Here is a 19,687-nt window from a genome sequence, read left to right on the forward strand (position 1 = left end):
GTGAGCAAGGCGAAGGCGAAGGCGAAGCAGCTCAAGGGCAAGATGAAGGAAACCGTCGGCAAGACCTCCGACGACCGGAGCATGGAGGCGGAAGGCCGCGGCGGGCAGGTGAGCGGCAAGGCCCAGGAAACGGTCGAGAAGGCCGGCGAGCGGGTCAAGAGGTCGGGCCACAAGTAATCCGGGTGCCGGAAACGGGCCGCGCGGTCTCGGCCGCGCGGCCCGTCGGTCTGTTCCGGGGAGTCCGGAGAGGCTCCGGGAAGCCGGGGGACGTATCGGAGAAGGAGGAACGGCGACGTGGAGTGCGCGGCCGTCTTCGACGTCGACGGGACGCTCGTCGACACCAACCATCTGCATGTGACGTCCTGGTGGGAGGCGTTCCGCCAGGCCGGGCACGACGTCGTGATGCACGACGTCCACCGGGCCGTCGGCCTGGCGGGCCACGACCTCGTCGCCCGTCTGCTCGGAGACGGACGCGACACCGGCCAGGACGCGGCCATCAGCGCCGCCCACAAGACGCTGTACGGGACGTACGCCGACCGGCTGCCCGCCCTGCCGCAGGCCGGCCGGCTGCTGCGGACCCTCGCCGGGCAGGGCTGGAGCGTCGTCCTCGCCACGTCGGCGGGGGGCGCGGAACTCGACGCCCTGCGCCGTGCCATCGACGCCGACGACGCCATCACCGCCACCGCGAGCGCCGACGACGTCGACGCGGGCAAGCCGGCCCCCGACCCGGTCGAGCGGGCCCTGGAACTGGCCGGGGTGCCCGCGGACCGTGCGGTCTTCGTCGGCGACACGGTGTGGGACATGGAGGCCGCCACCCGGGCGGGCGTGCTCGCCGTGGGGCTGCGGTGCGGGGGCATCCCGCAGGCGGACCTCGAGGAGGCCGGCGCCGCGGCCGTCTACCAGGACCCCGCGGACCTGCTGGCCCGCCTCGGCGAGAGCCCCGTCGGCCGGCTGAAGGAGCGGTTCGGTGACGCTCGTCCGGGAAGGCGTGCCGTGACGTAGACGCGGATCCCGGAGGTGGCAGTGGCAGAGAGTGATCACCGATCGCATACCGGTGGTGTCGCGCTCGGCCGTACGTGGCGGTGGCTGTTCCGGGAGGCGTCGGCGGTCTGGCGTTCGGCCCGCCGGGCCTGTGCGGGTCCCGGCCCGGAGCGCGACGTGGTCGTCCAGTCCCTGAAGGCCGCGGGCGCCGCGGCCCTGGCGTGGGCACTGACCGGCTGGTGGTGGAACGCGCCGATGGCGCTGATGGCGCCGTGGACGGCGGTCGTACTGGTGCAGAGCACCGTCTACCGTTCCCTGCGCTCCGGAGTGCAGCAGCTCGTCGTGATCGCCCTGGGCACCGTGCTGGCGGCGGGAGCCGCCAACCTGACGGGGGACACCATGACCGCCATGGTCCTGGTCCTGCCGGTCGCGGTGCTGCTCGGCAACTACGGGCGCTTCGGCGAGCAGGGCCTGTACGCACCGACGACGGCGGTGTTCGTACTGGCCTACGGGTCCTACTCCGGCCTCGACATCCTGCACCGGCTCCTCGAGTCGGCCGTCGGCGCGGCCATCGGCATCGCGGTGAACGCGCTGATCCTTCCCCCCGTACACCTGCGCAGCGTCCGGGACTCCCTGCGCAGGCTCCCTTCGGAGAGCTCCGAGCTGCTGCACACCGTCGCCGACGGCCTGCGGGAGGGATACGGCCGTCAGGAGGCCGAGTCCTGGCACGACCGCGCGCGCCGCGTGACCGCGATCCTGGCGGAGCTGCACGACGCGCGTCTGTGGACCCGCGAGAGCTACCGCCTCAACCCGGGCAGCCGGCTGCGGCGCACCGGCCCGGCCCTGCCCCCGCCCGAGTGGGACTACGCCTGGGAACGGATCGCCGACCCGCTGGTGGCGCTCACGCGCAGCCTCGTCAGTACGGTCAGCGACGAGCCCATGCTGAGGCCGCCGCCCGATTCCGTCCTGGCGCACCTGTCGGATCTCCTGCGGGCGGCGGGCGACGTGTGCGCGGCCGACCGGGACGCGTTCGAAGGGCGGGGCCGGGACGCGGGGGAGGAACGCGCGCTCGCGCTCGAATCGGCCTGGGCCGCGCACGGGCGGCTGAAGCAGCAGCTGCTGGACCAGGACAGCGAGACGGCCACGTCGGTCGGGGGCCTGGTCGCGGAGTCCCAGCAACTTCTCTACGAACTCGCTCCACTGGAGCGGAACGCGCGCGCACGGTCTGCGCGGAGCGGCCGGGGCAAAGGATGAAACGCGGAGGGTAAAACGGCGCGTTCCGGGCACCCGATGGCCAAAGCCCTCATCCCAAGCCCTCAACCCAGACCAGGGGGTGCGTCGTGGTACTGAGTGACGTCCTCCAGTCGCGGGGGCAGACCCGTCGGCTGACCCTGTGCGGCGCCGAGGACATCGTGGGTCGCTGCCGCGACTTCAGCCGGGAGGCCCTGTCCGACTGGCAGTGGATTCCCGCCGGGGACGAAGAGGAGCAGGCGGTCGTCGACGACGTCCTTCTGCTCGTGTCCGAGGTGGTCACCAACGCCTGCCTGCACGCCGGCGGGCCCAGGGAGTTCGTACTGCACTGCACGGCCGACCGGCTGCGCATCGAGGTCACCGACGGCAGCCCCGTCCATCCGAGGCCCCGGCCGCCGGGCGTGTCCGCGCCCGGCGGGCACGGTCTGACCGTGCTGCGGCGTCTCGCCCGGAGCTGGGGCTCTCTCCCCCGGGGAAGCGGCAAGACGGTGTGGGCGGAGGTGGCGGCGCCGGGCGGCGCCCGGCGGCCGGGGCCTTAGCGGGCCGCCCGTCCGGGGCCTTGGCGGGCCGCCCGTCGTCCTCCGCGAGGAGGGCCTCGCGCAGGGTGCTCAGGATGCGTGTCAGCAGCCGGGACACCTGCATCTGGGAGATGCCCATCCGCTCGCCGATCTCCCGCTGTGTCAGTTCCTCGACGAACCGCATGGTGAGGATCGTCCGGTCCCGCTCGGCGAGGGTGGCCACCAGTGGTTTCAGGGCCACCATGCACTCGACGGTGTCGTACGCCCGGACTTCCTCGCCCAGGCAGCACTGCGCGAAACTCGTGGGCGTCTCGTCGTCGAACGCCACGTCGAGGGAACGGGCGTTGTAGCCGTTCGCCGCCCGTCGGCCCTCCTGCACCTGCTCCTGGCTCACGCCCAGGTGGACGGCGAGCTCGGCGGCTGTGGGCTCGCGGCCCAGGTCCTGCTCCAGGATGTCGCAGGCCCGGGCGATGTCGATGCGGAGCTCCTGCAGCCGGCGCGGCACCCGGACGTCCCAGCTGTTGTCCCGGAAGAAACGCTTGATCTCGCCCTCGATCGTCGGCAGCGCGAAAGAGGGGAACTCCACCTCGCGCCCGACGTCGAAACGGTTGATGGCCTTGATCAGACCGATGGTGCCCACCTGGACGACGTCCTCCATGGGCTGGTTCCGGTTGCGAAACCGCGACGCGGCGTACCTCACCAGGCTGAGGTTGATCTCGACCAGGGTGTTGCGGACGTACGCGTACTCCGGTGTCCCCTCCTTCAGCGACGCCAGCCGCTCGAACAGGGAGTCGGACAGGGTGCGCGCGTCCGGTGTGCGGAGGGTGCGCGGATCCGGGATGTCGGGGAAGTCGGCCAGTCCCGGTGGACGGGACCCGGGCGCGGCGGGGGCGGTGTCTCGAGTGCGCAGGCGACTGGACATGAGGCTCCTTCGACGCGCTGGGGGAACCGTCGTACGAGCTTCCTGCCCGATATCTTACCCAAGAGGGCGTTTTGTCGCCTTGTTGCATGAATCATCGGTAACGGTGGCCGTACCGGTACCGACGTCGTGGGGCTAGCTCGCCTTGCCGCCCGCGAGCGGCGGTGTCCGCTCGCCGCTCCCCTTGCGTACGCCGTCCAGGAACTCCCGGATCGCGTCGATGGACGTCCGCGACGGCTGCCAGCCGAGTTCCCGGTGAGCCCGGGACGCGTCGAGCACCGGCAGTCGGAGCACCGCGTCGAACAGGTGTGGTGACGCCGGGGCGAGGTGCGCGCTCCAGGCCGCCGCGAGCGCGGTGCGCACCACGCGTACGGGCACCCGGACCACGCGCGCCCCCAGCAGTTCGCCCAGCACCCGCGCGTCGATGACCGGGTCGGCGGCCAGATTGAACGCCCCGTCCACTTCGCGCACCACGGCCTGCCGGTACGCCTGTGCGGCGTCGTCGGTGTGCAGGGTCTGCAGGACGAGTCCTTCCAGATCGGGGACCCAGGGGAGCAGGTCCGGCCGTACCAGGGGACCGGGCAGGAAGCGGCCCGCGAAGATGCGCCGCTGTTCGCTCGCCGACGCCTCCTTGAACAGGAACGCGGGACGCATGCGTACGACGCGGACGTGCGGGTGCTCGTGCTCGAAGGTGTCCAGCACCCGTTCGAGGTAGGACTTCTCGCGGCAGTAGGCGGCATCCGGCCAGCCGTGGGTCGGCCAGGACTCGTCGACTCCCGGGGCCTCCTTCGGGCCGGGCGCGTACGCGCCGACCGACGAGGCGTGCACGAGCGCGGGCACTCCGGCGGTCACCACCGCGTCGAAGACCCTGAGTGAGCCGAGGACGTTGGTCTGCCAGGTGAGCACCGGGTCGTGGGTGGGCTGGAAGCGCCAGGCGAGGTGGACGACGGCGTCGGCACCGGCGAAGTGCCCGACGAGCCGGTCACCGGCCTCTTTCTGCCCCAGGTCCACGGCGGCCCATTCCGTGCGGGGGACCGTCAGCTCGGGAACCCTGCGGGCGAGGCCCAGGACGGAGGCGACCTGCGGATCCTCCGCGAGGGCCCGCACCACACTGGTGCCGACATTGCCGGTGGCGCCCGTGACGACCACCCGTAGCCCTGTTCTCACAGTCATGAGGCACTCCGTGACTTCACTCGTCGTGTTGCTCCACCACCGGGCAGACGCCCTTCGGGTCCCCAGAACGGAACAGGTGAAACGGGCGCCGCGCGGCCGGGAGCGGGGTCGTCGGACAGGGGCCGTCGGGCGCGGTGTCGCCGGACGGGTGACGCCGGGGGAGTGCCGCCGGCGGCTGTCACCGGACGAGGAAGGTGACCGCGGCACACGCCCCGCTCGCCGCGCCGGCGGCCAGGACGGCCGCTGCCGCACAACGCGTCCTGAGCCGGCGGTAGCGCTCGGTGTACTCGCCGCGCAGCGCGGTGGCCCGGTCCGCGATCCGCACCAGCATGGCCCGGGAGGCGGCCAGCCGCTCGGCCGTGTAGACGCGTTCCACGTCCTCGCGCTGTGCGGTGGTCAGCCACGGCAGCTGCTCGGTGAAGAGGCCCGCCTGGCGGCGCGCTTCCGTCACCTCGGCGCTCCACAGGAGGTAGCCCTCCAGCTGGGCCAGACCGCGGTCGCTGTCCCCCTCGGGTTCCATGGGCCCCTCCTTCCTTCTCGGTCTTCGTGCTCCCGGGCGGCGGGCTCACCCCCGCTGGACTCCCGGCGGCTCCGGCTCCGGCACCGGAGCTCCGGCCTGCGGCGGCCCGCCGTACGCCTGCCCGGCAGCAAACCAGTGGCCCTGCGCGCGGGGCGAGCCAGGAGGCGGGTACGCCCTCGAATTCACTCGGTAGGCCCCTCGGCGGCCGGCGTGCCGGAACCCGCCGAGGGCGGCGCGGTCTCCTCGTCGCCGTCGCCCGTGTCGCCCGCTTCACGGCGGAACCAGCCCTCGCTCTCCGGGTCGAACATGACGAACGCGTCCACCGGCCGGGCCGCGGGCCTCACCGTCACCACGTTCGCGGGCCGGAACCCGGGCCACGGGTTCCCCCTCCGCTCGACGGCGCCCTCCAGGGCGACCGGCGGGAGCAGCGGGTTGCCGCACGCGCAGCGCACCCGCGGCACGCCGCGGTCGTCGACGAGGACGGCCGTGCCGGCCTGCAGTACGGCCTGGTACCTGGTGGAAGCGCCGCTGCGGTAGCCGTGGTCGGTGACCCGGGTGTCCACCCGCAGCCGTACGGGCGTCAGCGACCGCAGATACGCCGGTACGCCGGTGCGTCCGATGCCCAGGACGGTGGCGAACACCTTGTTCTTGTTCTGTTCGGCCGTGAGCGTGGTGATCTGCTTCTCCACGTCGCAACTGGAGACCTTCCGGGCCCCGCCGTACAGGCCGGGGTCCGACCCCTCCCTGGCGGGGGTGGCGTCGGAGTGGGGCGCCGCCACGAGCGCCGCCACGCCCGGTGACATCGCCCCGGGATCCCCGCGTGCCGCCGACTCGGTGTACGGATCCGGCCCGGGTGAGTCCGCGCTCTCCAGGAAGACCTCGCCGCCCGTGACCGGTCCGCCGTCCGGGCGGGCGAGGGCGACGGTCACCACCACCGCGGCCACCAGGACGGTGGCGAGGGCCGAGACCCGGGGCACGGACCGCCACCAGGGACGCCGGGGTTCACGGGGCCCGTCCGCACCGGCCCCGCCCCGGGAGCCGGAGGGAGGTCCTGCGGGGCGGCCTGACGGCGGTGGTTGAGCATTCACGGGCTGCTCTTCCCAACGTAGGGATCAGTCCAGGTTCCTGGCGTTCTTGGCGCTCTTTCTTTCTTGCGCTTTTCTTTCGCTTTGCGTGCTTATTGTGTGCCCCGTGTCCGTACGGCCCGCAAGCTGACGCGGTCGGCCCTCTCCGGCGGCGGACCGCCGGACCCGTGGATAGCGTGACAGCGTGAGCCAGCAGGAGTTCAGCGACCGGGGCCGCGCGCCGCGCGCCGCACGCATCTGGGGTGACGCCCTCGTGGCGGTGCTCGCCGGCCTGGCGGCCATGGCCGCCACGGCGGCTCTCGGACTGTGGGCCGCGGGGGCGGCCGACCTGCCCGGAGGCGCGTTCCCGCGCGTCGTCGCGGCCGTCGTGGTGATGGCGGCCGGCGGCTCCGTCGGGATCTCCGGAGGCGCGGGCGCGATCGCCGAGACGAGGGCGGGCCTGTCGGTGCTGCCCCTTTCGGTGACCCTCGCCGGGGCGCTGGTGATCGCCGTCGGCTTCCTGCGGCCGCTGCGGCACCGGGCCGTCGCCGGTGTCCGCGAACTCGCCGGGCGGGCCGCCTGTCTGGCGGTCCTGTGGGCGCTTGTGCTCATCGTCCTCTCGCTCCTCGCGCGGCACACGTTCCGCATCCCGCTGGAGGACCCGACGGGCGGCCTCTTCGACGGCCTGCTGGAAGAGGCGTCGCCCGAGGTCGGGTTCCGGGCCGACCTTCCCGTCACCCTTCTCTTCGGACTGCTGTGGCTGGCGGGTCTCCTCGCCGTGGCTCTCCTGGTGTCCCGCGGGGCTCCGCTCCCCGCCCGCCTGGTGCGGTTCCAGGAACCGGTGCGCCCGGCGGCCTTCGCCATGGTGGCGCTGCTGCTCTCCTGCGCCGTGCTGGGGCTGGTCGTCGCACTCGTCGTCGCGGTGACGCGCGATCACCCCGCGGAGACGTTCGCCGTGATCCTGCTCGGGCTGCCGAACCTCGCCTGGATCGCCTTCACGGTGGGACTCGGCGCGTCCTGGGAGGGGAAGGTGGACGGCCCCTTCGGGCTGCCGATGCCGCAGGTGCTGGACCAGGTGCTCCGTACGCCGGACCTCTCCACCCTCGATCTCCGTGCGCTCACCGAGCAGGGCGGGCGGGCCTGGTGGCTGCTGGTCGTCGTCGCCGTGGTTGTGGTGGTGGCCGCCGCGTTCCTCATGGCGGTCCGCTCACCCGCCCGGACGCGGCTGTGGCAGCACGCCGTCCACATGGCCGTCGCGCTCACCCTCACCGTGCTGGCGGTCTGCCTGACCGCCGGGATCTCCGCCCATTACGGCCTGTCGCTGCTGGGAATCGGAGACCTCTTCCCGGAGATCGGCGGCGGCCTCGGCCTCGACGGAGAGGTCTCGCTGCGGCCGCGGCTGTGGACGGCACTCGGCCTCGCCGTGCTCTGGGGGCTGGCGGCGGGTTTCCTCGGCGGTCTGCTCGCCGCGCGGGTGCACCGGCGGGGCGAGGTGCCGCCACCGGCCTCCTGAGACCCGTCACCGGCCGGTGGGCGTGCCCCAGGACTGCCCCCTGGCCGGGCATGCTTTCGTCCGGGCACCCTTGGCCCCCGGCCGTGCACGGCCGGGGGCCAAGGACGGGGCCGCGCAGTGCCGGCCCGTCGTGCCGGCGCCGGGGCTCAGTGCCCGCGGCCGCGGGCGCGGCCGGTCGAGCCGCGGTGCATGGCCGCCATGGCCAGGCCGAGCAGCAGTGCCACGCAGCCGACGATCACGTTGTTGACGACGCTGCGCGTGGTGTCGACGTTGCCTGACACGACCCATGGAGAGACGATCGTCCATACGCCGATGGCACAGGCGGCCCAGGCCATGGCGTGGGTCCGCTCGTACGCCGAGCCGAACCCGCCCAGACATACGGCGTAGGCGATACCGGTGATCAGGTTGCACACGGCCAGGGTGGTGAGGCCGTTGAATCCGGCTATCCACGGCGAGGCGGCGAGGTACAGACCCGTGAGCAGGGCCAGCGTCTCCATCGCCTGGGCGCGGGGGGTGGTGGTGGCGCGCTCGAACCGGGAGCGCATTTCGGCCAGGTCGGGGTGTTGTTCGATGCTGGTGTGAGTGGTCATGACAGGCTGCCTCCCGCAGAAGCCTTATCTGCCCTTTACGTTACATATAACGCCGAATAGCTCATTCTGGTCAACGGGTCGGCGGAACGGGAATCGCGCCGACGGGAGCCCCGACTGGCGGCTGGTGGTGGCCCGCAAGGGATGAGGGCGAAGGGGCGGTGGTGAGGGAGGCCGGGCGCGGGAGGCCGGTTCGGTAACCCCTGGGCGGCCGGCCGGGATCCGCCTGCTGGACCCGTTCGGCGAAGCCGGACCCGGACCGGTCAACGCCGTACCTGGCGCGCACGTGGTTGATGGTGGCGCACATGCGGGCCACCACATCGTAGGGGGTCGTGGCGATGCCCTCCTGGTGGTACGCCGCGAAGGCCGGGGGGATGCACCGGGTGGCGCCGCGTGAGCAGTTCCGCGGGTGCCCGTCGGCCATGACCGGGCCGTGCGCGTTGGAGTCGGTGGTGTTCACCCGCCGGCGCGGGTGGTCGCAGGCGGACTCGCGCAGCGCGATCGTGACCAGGGCGGGCACGCCGTACTCCGGGCCCATGCCGGTCGGTTCGCAGGCCCGCCGGGCGTACGCGCGCATGGCGCATTCGCCGGAGTCGTCGCCGGGGTCCTGGTGGGTGACCTCGGGCAGGGGCAGCCCGCCCGCGTCCGTCTCCGCGCCGCAGGCCGGTTCCATGTGCGCCCCCTTCCGCCGCCGTTCGCGGCGGACATCGGCTCTTGCGCCGTTTTCCTGCCCATGCCACCGATGACCCGGACGGCCCCTTCCGGCGGGAAACTGCTCGCTTTCCTTCCGGGTGCCGGAGTGACGTTCCGTAATTGCCCTGTCACACCGGTGAATCTGCACATCGAATGCGCAGTCGGCACACGGTCTCCCAACGGCTTCCCCTGTTGTGACCTGCGGGTAATCCCCTCTGGGAGTGAATGTCCAATTGAGCTTGGCAGGAACACCCCGCGCCCGGGATTCGTGTCGGGTGATTCCGTGAAGGAGATGTCACCAAGTGATGAACGGACGTGCACGTCGCGGTAATTGTGCGCGGGGATGTGCTCGGTCCGGCAATCGTTCGATTGGCTGCCCGTCACGCATACGTGCTTTGATCCTCCGCACCGGGGCCCGCTCGTCAGGGCCGGTCACGGTATTTCGAAATATTCACGCGAAGGGAAACTCGCATCATGAACTTCTCCCAGGTTGCGACCCAGGAAATCTCCGACAACGACCTGGACAACGTGTCCGGCGGCCTCCTCGGCACCCCCGTGCTCGCCAACGCCACGGGCCTCGTCGACTCCGTCTTCCCGGTCTCGGCCACCGTGGGCTCGGCCGTCGGCACGGTCGAGGGCGTCACCGGCCTCAACACCGCTCCGGCCACGGGCATCGCCACCGCCACGATCGCCGGCGTCTGATCCTGCCGCGTGCCGCTGGGCGGCGTGGCCGCGAGCGGTGAGCACGGCCCGTCGGCGCCCCCTCCTTGCCGACAGGCCGGGCCGTACGCCCCGGACCCACCCAGGGTCCGGGGCGTACGGCCGCCTTTCCGGGCCCGTCCCGCTTTCACCGCGCGAGCGGCCCCGAATACCCGAAAGACCATTGCAGTCGAGGGAAGAGTGTCGTGCAGTTTCGCCAACAGGCGCTTTCCAAGCTGCAATCGCCCGAAGAAATTGATCTGCCGGTGCGATTCGCCCGTCCCCAGGGCCGGCTTGTTCTGATCGTCACGGTCGTCGTCATGATCGCCGCTTCCGTCTGGGCGGTGAACGGCACCGTCTCCTCCACACTCGGTGCCCCCGGAATCCTCACCCACGCCCAGGGCAGTTACGTCCTGCAGAGCCCCGTCGCCGGCCAGGTGACCGGCGTACTCGCCGAAGAGGGCGAGCGGGTCTCCGCCGACGCCCCGCTGCTGAAGGTCCGTACCGCGCGGGGCGACACCGTCGTGCGCACCATCGCCGCGGGCCGGCTGACGACGCTCGTCACCGCGATCGGCTCCGTGGTCACCACCGGGGCGGACGTGGCGGCGGTGGAACGGGTGAAGAACGCGGACGACCCGCTCATGGCCGTGCTCTACGTACCGGCCGACAGCGGACCCACCGTGCCCGTCGGCGCCTCCGTGGACCTGACCGTCCAGTCGGTCCCGGCCCAGCAGTACGGCGTACTGCGCGGCAGGGTCGCCTCGGTCGGCAGGACCGCCCAGAGCCGCCAGCGGATCACCGGCTTCCTCGGCAGCGGCCAGCTGGGCGAGGAGTTCTCGGAGCACGGTCGGCCCGTGTCCGTGCTGGTCCGGTTGGACCGGTCGGCCGCCTCCGCGTCCGGCTACTCCTGGTCGGCCTCGCAAGGGCCGCCGTACGCCGTCGAATCCATGACCCTCGCCACCGGCGCCATCCACCTCGCCGAGCAGCATCCGATCGATTGGCTGCTTCCGTGACCGCACCGAACCCCTCCGCGCCGCCGCAGCAGTTGCCACCTCCGGGCCGCGGCCGGCACCGCCCGGAGGCGGCGACCGGCGGCCGCCGCCGTGCGCGGCCCGCCCGGACCGGTAAGCGCAAGGCCGTCCGCACGCCCACCGTCCTCCAGATGGAGGCGGTGGAGTGCGGCGCCGCCGCGCTGGCCATGGTGCTCGCCCACTACGGGCGGCACGTTCCGCTCGAAGAGCTCCGCATCGCGTGCGGCGTCTCGCGCGACGGCTCGCGCGCCAGCAACCTGCTGAAGGCCGCGCGCGGTTACGGCTTGCAGGCCAAGGGCATGCAGATGGAGTCGGCGGCGCTCGCCGAGGTGGTCCAGGCACCGGCCGTCCTGTTCTGGGAGTTCAACCACTACGTCGTCTACGAGGGCACGGGGCGCAGGTTCGGCCGCTGGGGCGTCCACATCAACGACCCCGGCAAGGGCCGCCGCTTCGTACCGGCGGAGGACTTCGACACCAGCTTCACCGGGGTCGTCCTCGTCTTCGAGCCCACCGGGTCCTTCCGCCGCGGCGGTCGCAAGCCGGGCGTCATGAGCGCCGTCCCCGCGCGCATGCGCGGGACCACGGGCACCCTGCTGGCCGCGCTCCTCGCCAGCCTGCTGCTCGTCGCCGTCGGCGCGGCGGTGCCCGCGCTGAGCCGCACGTACATCGACATGTTCCTGATCGGCGACCAGACGTCGGTGCTGGGGCCACTCTTCGCGTCGATGGCGACGATGGTGGGGCTCACCGCCGTACTGACCGGCCTGCAACAGGCGAACCTGCTGCGCGGCCGCATCATCTCCTCCACGCTGAGCAGCGCCCGGTTCCTGCGCCACCTGCTGAGGCTGCCCGTCACCTTCTTCGCGCAGCGCAGCCCGGCCGACCTCGTCCAGCGCCTCCAGTCCAACGACGCGGTCGCCGAGACACTGGCGCGCGACCTCGCCGCCGCGGGCGTGGACGGGGTGGTGGTGATCCTCTACGCCTTCCTGATGTGGACCTACGACCCCCAGCTGACGTTCGTCGGCGTGATCGTCGCGCTGCTCAACGTGGTCGCGATGCGGATCGTGATCCGGCTGCGGGCCACGCACACCCAGAAGCTGCGCGCGGACAGCGCCCGGCTGACCAACACCTCGTACACCGGCCTCCAGCTGATCGAGACCATGAAGGCCACCGGCGGCGAGAACGGCTTCTTCCGCCGCTGGGCGGGCCAGCACGCGACCACGCTGGAGGTGCAGCAGCGCCTCGGCGTACCGAGTGCGTACCTGGCCGTCGTCGCGCCCACCCTCGCGACCCTCAACAGCGCGCTGATCCTGTGGATCGGCGGCCTGCGGGCCGTGGAGGGGCACATCTCGATCGGGCTGCTCGTCGCCTTCCAGGCGCTGGTGGCGCGCTTCACCGCGCCGATCAGCCGGCTCAACGGAGTGGCGGGCCGGATCCAGGACTTCGCCGCCGACGTGGCCCGGCTGAAGGACGTCGAGAGCTTCCCGGCCGACGTGCTGTACGCGCGCCGCGAGCCGGACGGGTCCACCCGCAGGCTCAAGGGCCACGTGACGCTCGAAGACATCACCTTCGGCTACAGCCCGCTGGACAAACCGCTGCTCACCGGCTTCTCGCTGGCGGTCGGCCCCGGACAGCAGGTCGCCCTCGTCGGCGGATCGGGCAGCGGCAAGTCGACCGTCTCCCGGCTGATCTCGGGCCTCTACACCCCCTGGGAGGGGACGATCCGGATCGACGGACAGCGCCTGGAGGACATCTCCCGCGGCGCGCTGGCCGCCTCCGTCTCCTTCGTCGACCAGGACATCTTCCTCTTCGAGGGCACGGTCCGGGACAACGTGGCGTTGTGGGACCCCTCGATACCGGACGAGGCCGTCGTCGCCGCCCTCCAGGACGCCGCGCTGCACGACGTCGTCGCGCGGCGACCCGGCGGCATCCACAGCCGGGTCGAGCAGGACGGCCGCAACTTCTCCGGCGGGCAGCGCCAGCGCCTGGAGATCGCCCGCGCGCTGGTCAGGCGGCCGAGCATCCTCGTGCTCGACGAGGTGACGAGCGCCCTCGACGCGGAGACCGAGCGCGTCATCATCGACAACCTGCGGCGGCGCGGCTGCGCGTGCGTCGTGATCGCCCACCGGCTGAGCACGGTGCGCGACAGCGACGAGATCGTCGTACTCGACCACGGCTCGGTCGTCGAACGCGGCCGGCACGAGGACCTGGTCGCAGCCCGGGGGCCGTACGCCGAGCTGGTCAAGGAGCACTGACATGTCGTTCGTACATCCGGCCGCCGTCGAGGGCTCCGCCGGGACCGACGCGGTGACCTACGCGCTCGGCGGCCTCGGCGCGCCCGTCGACTGCTCCGGACTGCGCAGCCTGTCGCTGGAGGGGCCGCAGGTGGTGTGGCTCGTGGTGGGCGGCGCCCTGGACCTGTTCGCGGTCGACGCCGTCCAGCAGGGGCACTGGCACTTCCTCGGCCGCCTCGAAGCGGGGGCGCTGCTGCTCGGCCCGGTCGAAGGTCCCCAGCACACCCTGCTCGGCCGGCCGTCGCAGGACTGCCTGCTGCGCCGCATCCCGCTGCGGGAGCTGTACCGGCCCGAGTACGCCGATCCCCACACCCACGCCGACCCCTACGCTCACACGGCGTACGAAAGCCCGCTCGACCACGCCTTCGCACTCGGCATCGGACGCGGCCTGGGCGTGCTGTTCGAGGCCCCGCTGGACGGCCGCCCGGGCATCGAGGCGGGTGTCGCGGACGCCGACGTCCTGTGGATGCCGGCCGCGCCCGGCAGCGTGCAGTACGGCGCCTCCTACAGCGCGGAGGCCGCGGGCGATCTGCTGATCGACACCGTGATGTGGCAGCAGATGGTGAACCAGCAGTACCGCCTGCTGACCGCCGTGGACCACTGGATCGAGGAACTGGAGCGCGCCCACGAGGACCGCACCGCGGCCGGCGTCAAGGCGGGCGCGGCCGTCCGCGCGCGGGCGGACCAGGCGCTGGTGGCCTCCATCGGCGGCCCCGACCGCTCCGGGCGGTCCGGCCGCTCCGACCGCTCCGGGCGGGGTGCGGCGGGCGCGGACCGCGCCACCGACGACGCGACGTTCGCCGTCTGCCGCCGGGTCGCCGAAGCCGCCGGGATCACGCTCTCGGAGCCTTCCGAGGGCGGCGCGGCCGACGACCGCGTGACCCCCGTCGAGCGCGTCGCGCTGGCCTCCCGCGTCCGTACCCGCACCGTCCGGCTGGACGGAAGCTGGTGGCGGACGGACTCCGGCCCCTTGGTGGGTCACCGGGCCAGGTCCGGCGCCCCCGTCGCGCTGCTGTGGCGCCGCGGCCGGTACGAGGCGGTGAACCCGGCCTCGGGGGTGCGGACGCGCATCGGCAAGGACAACGCGGACGACTTCGAGCCGCGCGCGGTCATGTTCTACCGCCCGCTGCCCGAACGGCCCATGACCCTGTGGCGCCTGCTCCGCTTCAGCCTTCGCGGCACCCGCCCGGACCTGCGGAACCTGCTGCTCAGCGGGCTGGTGACGGTCGGTCTCGGCGGTCTGGTGCCGATCGCGACCGGGCAGGTGCTCGGTGTGTACGTACCGAACGCCCAGAGCGGCCTCATCGCCCAGGTCTCCCTGGCCGTCATGATCACCAGCATCGTCGCCGCGTCCTTCATGCTGCTCCAGAACCTCACCCTCCTCCGGATGGAAGGCCGTGTCGAAGCCACCCTCCAGCCCGCCGTCTGGGACCGGCTGCTGCGGCTGCCGACGAGGTTCTTCGCCGCCCGGTCCACCGGGGAACTGGCCGGCGCGGCCATGGGCATCAGCTCCATCCGCAGGGTGCTGTCCGGGCTCGGCCCGGTGGCCGTGCAGGCGGGCACGGTCGGCGCGATGAACATCGCCCTGCTGTTCTGGTTCAGCGTGCCGCTGGCCCTGGCGGCGCTCGCGATGCTCGTCGTCATCGGCGCCGTGTTCCTCGGCATGGGCCTGTGGCAGGTGCGCTGGCAGCGGCGGCTGGTCGAGCTCGGCAACAAGCTCAACAACCAGGCGTTCCAGACCCTGCGGGGACTGCCCAAGCTGCGGGTCGCGGCGGCCGAGAGCTTCGCGTACGCCGCCTGGGCACGCGAGTTCGCCCGTACCCGCGAAATGCAGCAGCGCGCGGGCCGCATCAAGAACCTGACCACGGTCCTCGACGCGGTCTACCTGCCGCTGTGCTCCCTCATCATGTTCATGCTGCTGGCGGGGCCCGCCCGCGGCAGCATGTCGGCCGGAGCGTTCCTGACCTTCAGCACGGCCGTCACCATGCTGCTGACGTCGGTCACCCAGCTCAGCGGCGCGCTCATCTCGGTCGCCGCCGCACTGCCCCTGTTCGAGCAGATCAAGCCGGTCCTGGACGAGGCGCCGGAGGTACGCGGCGCCGGCACGCAGCCCGGCACCCTGTCCGGCTCCGTGGAGGCCAGGAAACTTTCGTTCCGCTACACCGACGACGGCCCGCTGGTCCTCGACGACGTGTCGTTCCAAGTGCGGCCGGGCGAGTTCGTGGCGGTCGTCGGTCCCAGCGGCTGCGGCAAGTCGACCCTGCTGCGGCTGCTCATCGGATTCGACGAGCCGGCCTCGGGCAGCGTGCTCTACGACGGCCAGGACCTGGCGGCGCTCGACCAGGCGGCCGTACGACGTCAGTGCGGCGTCGTCCTGCAGAACGCACAGCCGCTCACCGGCTCGATCCTGGACTGCATCTGCGGCGCCGAGACCTTCTCCCAGGAGGAGGTGTGGGAGGCCGCCGAGATGGCGGGTCTGGCCGAGGACATCAGGCGCATGCCGATGGGGCTGCACACGATGATCTCCGGCGGCGGCGCGATCTCGGGCGGTCAGCGGCAGCGCCTGATGATCGCTCAGGCACTGGTACGCCGACCGCGCATCCTCTTCTTCGACGAGGCCACCAGCGCGCTGGACAACGAGACCCAGCGCGTCGTCATGGAGAGCACGCGCAGGCTGAACGCCGGCCGCCTCGTGATCGCGCACCGGCTCTCCACGGTCATGGACGCCGACCGCGTGATCGTCATGACGGAGGGCAGGATCGTCGAACAGGGACCGCCCGCCCAGCTGCTGGCCGACGCCGGCGGCCGGCTGCGCGACCTGGTACGGCGCCAGCTGACGTGACCGGCTGCCCCCGGCGCGCCGCGTCTTCGCGTACTGCCTCCAGCGCTTTGCCTCTCAGCGCAGCGCCTCGAGCATCTCCTCCGCCGGGGGACCGGCCGACGCCGGGTTCCGACCGGGGTACAGATTGCGGTCGACGACCGTGTGCGGCGCCCAGGGCCCGCCCTCCTGGAAGTCGGCGCCGAGCTCCACGAGGCGGTCCTGGAGCAGTCACTTCGCCTTGTCCGCGAGTCCCGTCCGAGTCCCCTCGGCGTTGGTGAACCCGGTCAGCGGGCAACCCCGTCCCCGGGGCCCGATATCCGAGGCCCGGCCACCGCGCACACGGCCCTCCACGAGGGGTTCGCGGACCTTCCGATTCGACGACACGCGCGTGTCCGGACCCGTGACCACGGGCGTCCGGGGCGGGGGCGGAGGCGGCGCGGCGGGGACGCCCGGGAATGGATGTGCACATTGCGGTCTTGTTTGAGACACTGATGTCTCAAGCGAGACCGGACGGTGTCACCATGTGCCGTCCGGCACGACCCGAACAGGACCGCAATGCACCCCGCCCCCGTCCGGCCAGACCCCCGGGCCCAGCTCGACCCCCGGCGCTGGGCCGTCCTCACGATCCTCTCCGGCAGCCTGCTGCTGATCGCGATGGACACCACGATCCTCAACGTCGCCTTCCCCTCCCTCGTCGACGACCTCCGGCCCAGCTCCGTGCAGCAGCTGTGGATCATCGACGTGTACGCACTGGCGCTCTCCGGGGTGCTGGTCACCGCGGGCGCGCTCGGTGACCGCTGGGGGCGCAAGCGCCTGCTGCTCATCGGCTTCGGAGTCTTCGCGTTCGCCTCGCTGATCGCCGTGTTCGCCACCGAGCCGTGGCAGGTCATCGCCGCCCGCGCGCTGCTCGGCGTCGGTGGCGCGGCCATCATGCCCTCGACCCTGTCGATCCTGCGGCACGTCTTCACCGAGGCCCGCGAGCGCGCCTTCGCGTACGCCGTCTGGGCGGCGGTCTTCGGCGGCGGCATGGCGCTCGGCCCGGTCGTGGGCGGTCTGCTCGTGGAGAGGAACGGCTGGCAGTCCGCGTTCCTGCTCAACGTGCCGGTCGCGCTGGCCGTCATCGCGTTCGGCCTGTGGCTGCTGCCCGAGTCGCGTCAGCCGCGCGAGGGCCGCTGGGACTGGTGGGGCGTCGGCCAGTCGGTCGTCGGCATGCTCGCCCTCGCGGGCGGCATCAAGCAGCTCGGCAAGGGCGGCCCCGCCGACCCGGTCGCCTGGGCGCTGCTGGCCGTGGCGGCGGTCGCGCTGACCGTGTTCGTACGCCGCCAGCTGAGGCTTCCGCAGCCGCTGTTGCAGGTGCGGCTCTTCGCGAGCCGGTCGTTCGGCATCGCCGCCGCCGCGATCTTCCTCGGGATGATCGCGCTCGGTTCGGCGCTGTTCCTGATCACCCAGTGGTTCCAGTACGGCGAGGGCTACACCCCGCTCCAGGCCGGCATCCGGCTGCTCCCCGCGCCCCTCGGACTGGTCGTCACCTCACTGGTGACACCCGCCCTGATGCACCGCCTCCCGATCCGTCACGTCCTCGGCGGCGGACTGCTGATGATGACGGCCGGCCTCGCGCTGCCCTGGGTCTTCCAGCGGACCGGCACCCTCGGCTACCCGTCCGTCGCCTTCGCGCTGGGCGTGCTCGGCTGCGGCGTCGGCATCGCCACCACGGTCGCCTCCGTCACCCTGATGGCCTCGGCCCCGGCGCGCGACGTCAGCGGCGCCGCCGCCATCGAGGAGACCTGCTACGAGCTCGGCGCCGCGATGGGCGTCGCCATCCTCGGCAGCGTGGCGTCCGCCCTGTACCGGGCGCACCTGCCGGCGCTCGGCCTGGACGGCGCGGCGACGGCGGCCGTACGCGACTCCGTGGGCGAGGCCGCGCACCTGGCCGCGCAGACCGGCGGCCCGGCCGGGACCGCACTGCTCGAAAAGGTCTCCGCGGCCTTCACCGCGGGCATGACCCCGACCTTCCTGCTCGCCGCGGCACTGCCGCTCGCGGCGGCGGTCCTGGCCTGGGCGAAGATCCCCAAGGACCTCCGCCCGACCGAGAACGCGCACTGAGCCGGCCGGACGGTCCGGGCCCCCGCCCGTAGTACTTCCCGTACTTCGGAGCCACCCGCGAGGACGGCCCACTGGCGGGACGCCGGCCACGAGGCGTGATCCCTGCCTTCCGTACCGGAAGCACGACGGGCATCCGGTACGGAAGCGCCCTCCCATGGCGTCCCGCCCGCGCCGCGCCCTGCTCGCCGCACTCGTCACCGCGGCGGTGGCCGTACCGGTCTCGGGCGCGGCCAGCCCCGCGGCCGTCGCCCGGGCCGGGTGCGGGACGCCGGGCACGGTGGGCCCGCAGGCGCTGACGACGCCACGGTCGAGGTCCTCGTCCCTACCACCTTGGACCTCGACGAGTACGGGTACGAGGCGCTGCGCGCGGGCGCCTCCGGGCTCCTCCCGAAGGACGCCTCGGCCGCCGAACTCGCCCAGGCCGTGAGGGCGGTGGCGGCCGGCGACGCCCCGCTCGCCCCGAACATCACCCAGCGTCGGGCGGCCGAGTGCTCCCGGCCGGCCGACGCCTCCCGCGCCCCGGCCAAGGGCCGCGTCGGCGCCCCGACGGAACGCGAGACCGAGGTGCTGTCGCTGATCGCGCGGAGCCTGTCGAACGCGGAGATCCCCGGGCGGCTGGTGCCGGCGGAACAGGCCGTGAAGACCCATGCGCGCCGGATCCTGGTCGAGCCGGGCCTGCGCGAGCGGAGCCAGGCCGCGGTCCTCGCGTACGACACGGGACCGGTGCGCCCGGCCGGATACTGAGCCGCTGAGTTACGAGCCGCTGAGCCGCCGGGTCACTGAGCCGGTCCGGCCGGAATCAGGCGGTGCGCGGCCGACCTCGCCGCCGCCAGCGCCCGACCGCGGTCGCCGGCGCGCTGGCCCAGCACCACCCGGGTGCTCAACCCGTCCAGCAGTGCCAGCAGTTCGGACGCGTGCGCCTCCACGTCCATCGGCGCGAAGCGCCGCCGCGTCACGCCCTTGGTGAGCAACGCCTCCAGGTCCTCCTGCCAGGCCCGGTCCATGGCCTCCTGGGCCTGGCGCAGGTCCTCGTTCGCCGGCGTACGGGCCCACAGCTCGATCCACAGCATCCAGCGCGGGTCGCGCGGCCCGCGCGGCAGGTACAGCTCCAGGAACTGGTCGAGCTTGCGCTCCGCCGTCGTCGGGCGGCCCAGCAACACCCGGCGCTGCCCCGTGAGTTCGGTCTCGCTCCAGCGCAGCGCCTCCAGCAGCAGCCGGTCCTTGCTGCCGAAGTAGTACAGGATGTGGCCGCCGCTGGTGTCCAGCCGTTCCGCCAGTGCGGACATGGTGAGCGCGGCCAGGCCGTGCTCGGCGATGACCGCCATGGCCTCTTCGAGCATCCGCTCCTGAGCGATGTGCCCGTCGCGCCGTCGCGCCGCTCCTGCCACCGGTTTCGCCTCCGCCGTCCGTACCCGATGGCCACGACCTTAGCCGCGGAGCGCACGGATGTGTGCCGGGGTCTTGACGGACGGGGGAGCGGCACCGCATCTTGAATGCCGTTCTAACTTCTAGAACGGCATTCA

At 72.6% G+C, this 19,687-nt stretch carries 16 protein-coding genes and 3 pseudogenes; 11 read left to right on the forward strand and 8 right to left on the reverse strand.

The window, feature by feature from the left end:
* From ABD374_RS15795 to ABD374_RS15810, 4 genes are all read left to right on the forward strand, one after another.
* A complete protein-coding gene (locus tag ABD374_RS15795; RefSeq protein ID WP_344495611.1) occupies positions 1-177 on the forward strand; it encodes a CsbD family protein in 177 nt (58 codons plus the stop codon).
* Between the two features lie 117 nt (positions 178-294).
* Positions 295-1,002, forward strand: a complete 708-nt coding sequence (locus ABD374_RS15800) for an HAD family hydrolase (protein WP_344495613.1) — start codon at positions 295-297, stop codon at positions 1,000-1,002.
* A 21-nt stretch (positions 1,003-1,023) separates the two neighbouring features.
* Positions 1,024-2,235, forward strand: a complete 1,212-nt coding sequence (locus tag ABD374_RS15805; RefSeq protein WP_344495615.1) for an FUSC family protein — start codon at positions 1,024-1,026, stop codon at positions 2,233-2,235.
* Between the two features lie 272 nt (positions 2,236-2,507).
* On the forward strand, positions 2,508-2,771 hold the full coding sequence (locus tag ABD374_RS15810; protein ID WP_344495868.1) for an ATP-binding protein: 264 nt from the start codon (positions 2,508-2,510) through the stop codon (positions 2,769-2,771).
* 19 nt (positions 2,772-2,790) lie between these two features.
* Here the strand turns inward: ABD374_RS15810 and ABD374_RS15815 are convergent.
* From ABD374_RS15815 to ABD374_RS15830, 4 genes and pseudogenes are all read right to left on the reverse strand, one after another.
* Positions 2,791-3,672 (reverse strand): annotated as a pseudogene (locus ABD374_RS15815) (SigB/SigF/SigG family RNA polymerase sigma factor); the annotation flags it as partial.
* 132 nt (positions 3,673-3,804) lie between these two features.
* The gene (locus ABD374_RS15820) at positions 3,805-4,842 is read right to left on the reverse strand and encodes an NAD-dependent epimerase/dehydratase family protein (protein WP_344495617.1); all 1,038 of its coding nucleotides are present in this window, start codon (positions 4,840-4,842) and stop codon (positions 3,805-3,807) included.
* 178 nt (positions 4,843-5,020) lie between these two features.
* Positions 5,021-5,362 (reverse strand): hypothetical protein, encoded by a 342-nt coding sequence (locus ABD374_RS15825; RefSeq protein ID WP_344495619.1) that lies wholly within the window; start codon positions 5,360-5,362, stop codon positions 5,021-5,023.
* A gap of 182 nt (positions 5,363-5,544) precedes the next feature.
* Entirely contained in the window at positions 5,545-6,339 is a 795-nt protein-coding gene (locus ABD374_RS15830; protein ID WP_344495621.1) for a DUF6777 domain-containing protein, read from the reverse strand.
* A gap of 292 nt (positions 6,340-6,631) precedes the next feature.
* Between ABD374_RS15830 and ABD374_RS15835 the strand changes: the two genes are divergently transcribed.
* Complete coding sequence (locus ABD374_RS15835) at positions 6,632-7,939, forward strand: streptophobe family protein (protein ID WP_344495623.1); 1,308 nt, start codon at positions 6,632-6,634, stop codon at positions 7,937-7,939.
* A gap of 146 nt (positions 7,940-8,085) precedes the next feature.
* Here the strand turns inward: ABD374_RS15835 and ABD374_RS15840 are convergent, their stop codons facing one another.
* Both ABD374_RS15840 and ABD374_RS15845 read right to left on the reverse strand, forming a co-directional pair.
* Complete coding sequence (locus ABD374_RS15840) at positions 8,086-8,529, reverse strand: SPW repeat protein (protein WP_344495625.1); 444 nt, start codon at positions 8,527-8,529, stop codon at positions 8,086-8,088.
* A 70-nt stretch (positions 8,530-8,599) separates the two neighbouring features.
* Complete coding sequence (locus ABD374_RS15845; RefSeq protein ID WP_344495627.1) at positions 8,600-9,199, reverse strand: hypothetical protein; 600 nt, start codon at positions 9,197-9,199, stop codon at positions 8,600-8,602.
* A 494-nt stretch (positions 9,200-9,693) separates the two neighbouring features.
* On the opposite strand from ABD374_RS15845, the gene ABD374_RS15850 reads away from it, so the two are divergent.
* The 4 genes from ABD374_RS15850 to ABD374_RS15865 all read left to right on the forward strand — a co-directional run bounded on the left by ABD374_RS15850 (position 9,694) and on the right by ABD374_RS15865 (position 16,082).
* Positions 9,694-9,921: a type A2 lantipeptide gene (locus ABD374_RS15850; protein ID WP_344495629.1), complete on the forward strand. Its 228-nt coding sequence runs from the start codon at positions 9,694-9,696 to the stop codon at positions 9,919-9,921.
* 203 nt (positions 9,922-10,124) lie between these two features.
* Complete coding sequence (locus ABD374_RS15855) at positions 10,125-10,931, forward strand: HlyD family efflux transporter periplasmic adaptor subunit (RefSeq protein WP_344495631.1); 807 nt, start codon at positions 10,125-10,127, stop codon at positions 10,929-10,931.
* Positions 10,928-13,201: an NHLP family bacteriocin export ABC transporter peptidase/permease/ATPase subunit gene (locus ABD374_RS15860; RefSeq protein WP_344495633.1), complete on the forward strand. Its 2,274-nt coding sequence runs from the start codon at positions 10,928-10,930 to the stop codon at positions 13,199-13,201. The genes ABD374_RS15855 and ABD374_RS15860 overlap by 4 nt, the downstream gene beginning before the upstream one ends.
* A 1-nt stretch (position 13,202) precedes the next feature.
* Positions 13,203-16,082, forward strand: a complete 2,880-nt coding sequence (locus ABD374_RS15865) for an NHLP bacteriocin export ABC transporter permease/ATPase subunit (protein ID WP_344495635.1) — start codon at positions 13,203-13,205, stop codon at positions 16,080-16,082.
* Positions 16,083-16,136: 54 nt separating this feature from the next.
* Here ABD374_RS15865 and ABD374_RS15870 read toward each other — a convergent pair.
* A pseudogene (locus ABD374_RS15870) lies at positions 16,137-16,358 on the reverse strand (type 1 glutamine amidotransferase domain-containing protein); the annotation flags it as partial.
* Positions 16,359-16,616: 258 nt separating this feature from the next.
* Here ABD374_RS15870 and ABD374_RS15875 point away from each other — a divergent pair.
* Positions 16,617-18,164 (forward strand): MFS transporter, encoded by a 1,548-nt coding sequence (locus ABD374_RS15875; protein WP_344495637.1) that lies wholly within the window; start codon positions 16,617-16,619, stop codon positions 18,162-18,164.
* A 306-nt stretch (positions 18,165-18,470) separates the two neighbouring features.
* Positions 18,471-18,908: pseudogene (locus ABD374_RS15880) on the forward strand (LuxR C-terminal-related transcriptional regulator); the annotation flags it as partial.
* A gap of 32 nt (positions 18,909-18,940) precedes the next feature.
* Here the strand turns inward: ABD374_RS15880 and ABD374_RS15885 are convergent.
* Positions 18,941-19,552 carry a TetR/AcrR family transcriptional regulator gene (locus ABD374_RS15885; protein WP_344495639.1) on the reverse strand — a complete coding sequence of 204 codons (612 nt, stop codon included), beginning with the start codon at positions 19,550-19,552 and terminating at the stop codon, positions 18,941-18,943.
* Positions 19,553-19,687 lie beyond the last annotated feature (135 nt).

Origin of the sequence: Streptomyces enissocaesilis, from assembly GCF_039533765.1 — a bacterium.
Classification (GTDB): domain Bacteria; phylum Actinomycetota; class Actinomycetes; order Streptomycetales; family Streptomycetaceae; genus Streptomyces; species Streptomyces enissocaesilis.

Excerpts from the sequence above, each read along its gene's own strand:
- ABD374_RS15820 (WP_344495617.1), bottom strand. The coding sequence starts at position 4,842 with ATGACTGTGAGAACAGGGCTACGGGTGGTCGTCACGGGCGCCACCGGC.
- ABD374_RS15825 (WP_344495619.1), bottom strand. The coding sequence starts at position 5,362 with ATGGAACCCGAGGGGGACAGCGACCGCGGTCTGGCCCAGCTGGAGGGC.
- ABD374_RS15840 (WP_344495625.1), bottom strand. The coding sequence starts at position 8,529 with ATGACCACTCACACCAGCATCGAACAACACCCCGACCTGGCCGAAATG.
- ABD374_RS15845 (WP_344495627.1), bottom strand. The coding sequence starts at position 9,199 with ATGGAACCGGCCTGCGGCGCGGAGACGGACGCGGGCGGGCTGCCCCTG.
- ABD374_RS15850 (WP_344495629.1), top strand. The coding sequence starts at position 9,694 with ATGAACTTCTCCCAGGTTGCGACCCAGGAAATCTCCGACAACGACCTG.
- ABD374_RS15865 (WP_344495635.1), top strand. The coding sequence starts at position 13,203 with ATGTCGTTCGTACATCCGGCCGCCGTCGAGGGCTCCGCCGGGACCGAC.
- ABD374_RS15875 (WP_344495637.1), top strand. The coding sequence starts at position 16,617 with ATGCACCCCGCCCCCGTCCGGCCAGACCCCCGGGCCCAGCTCGACCCC.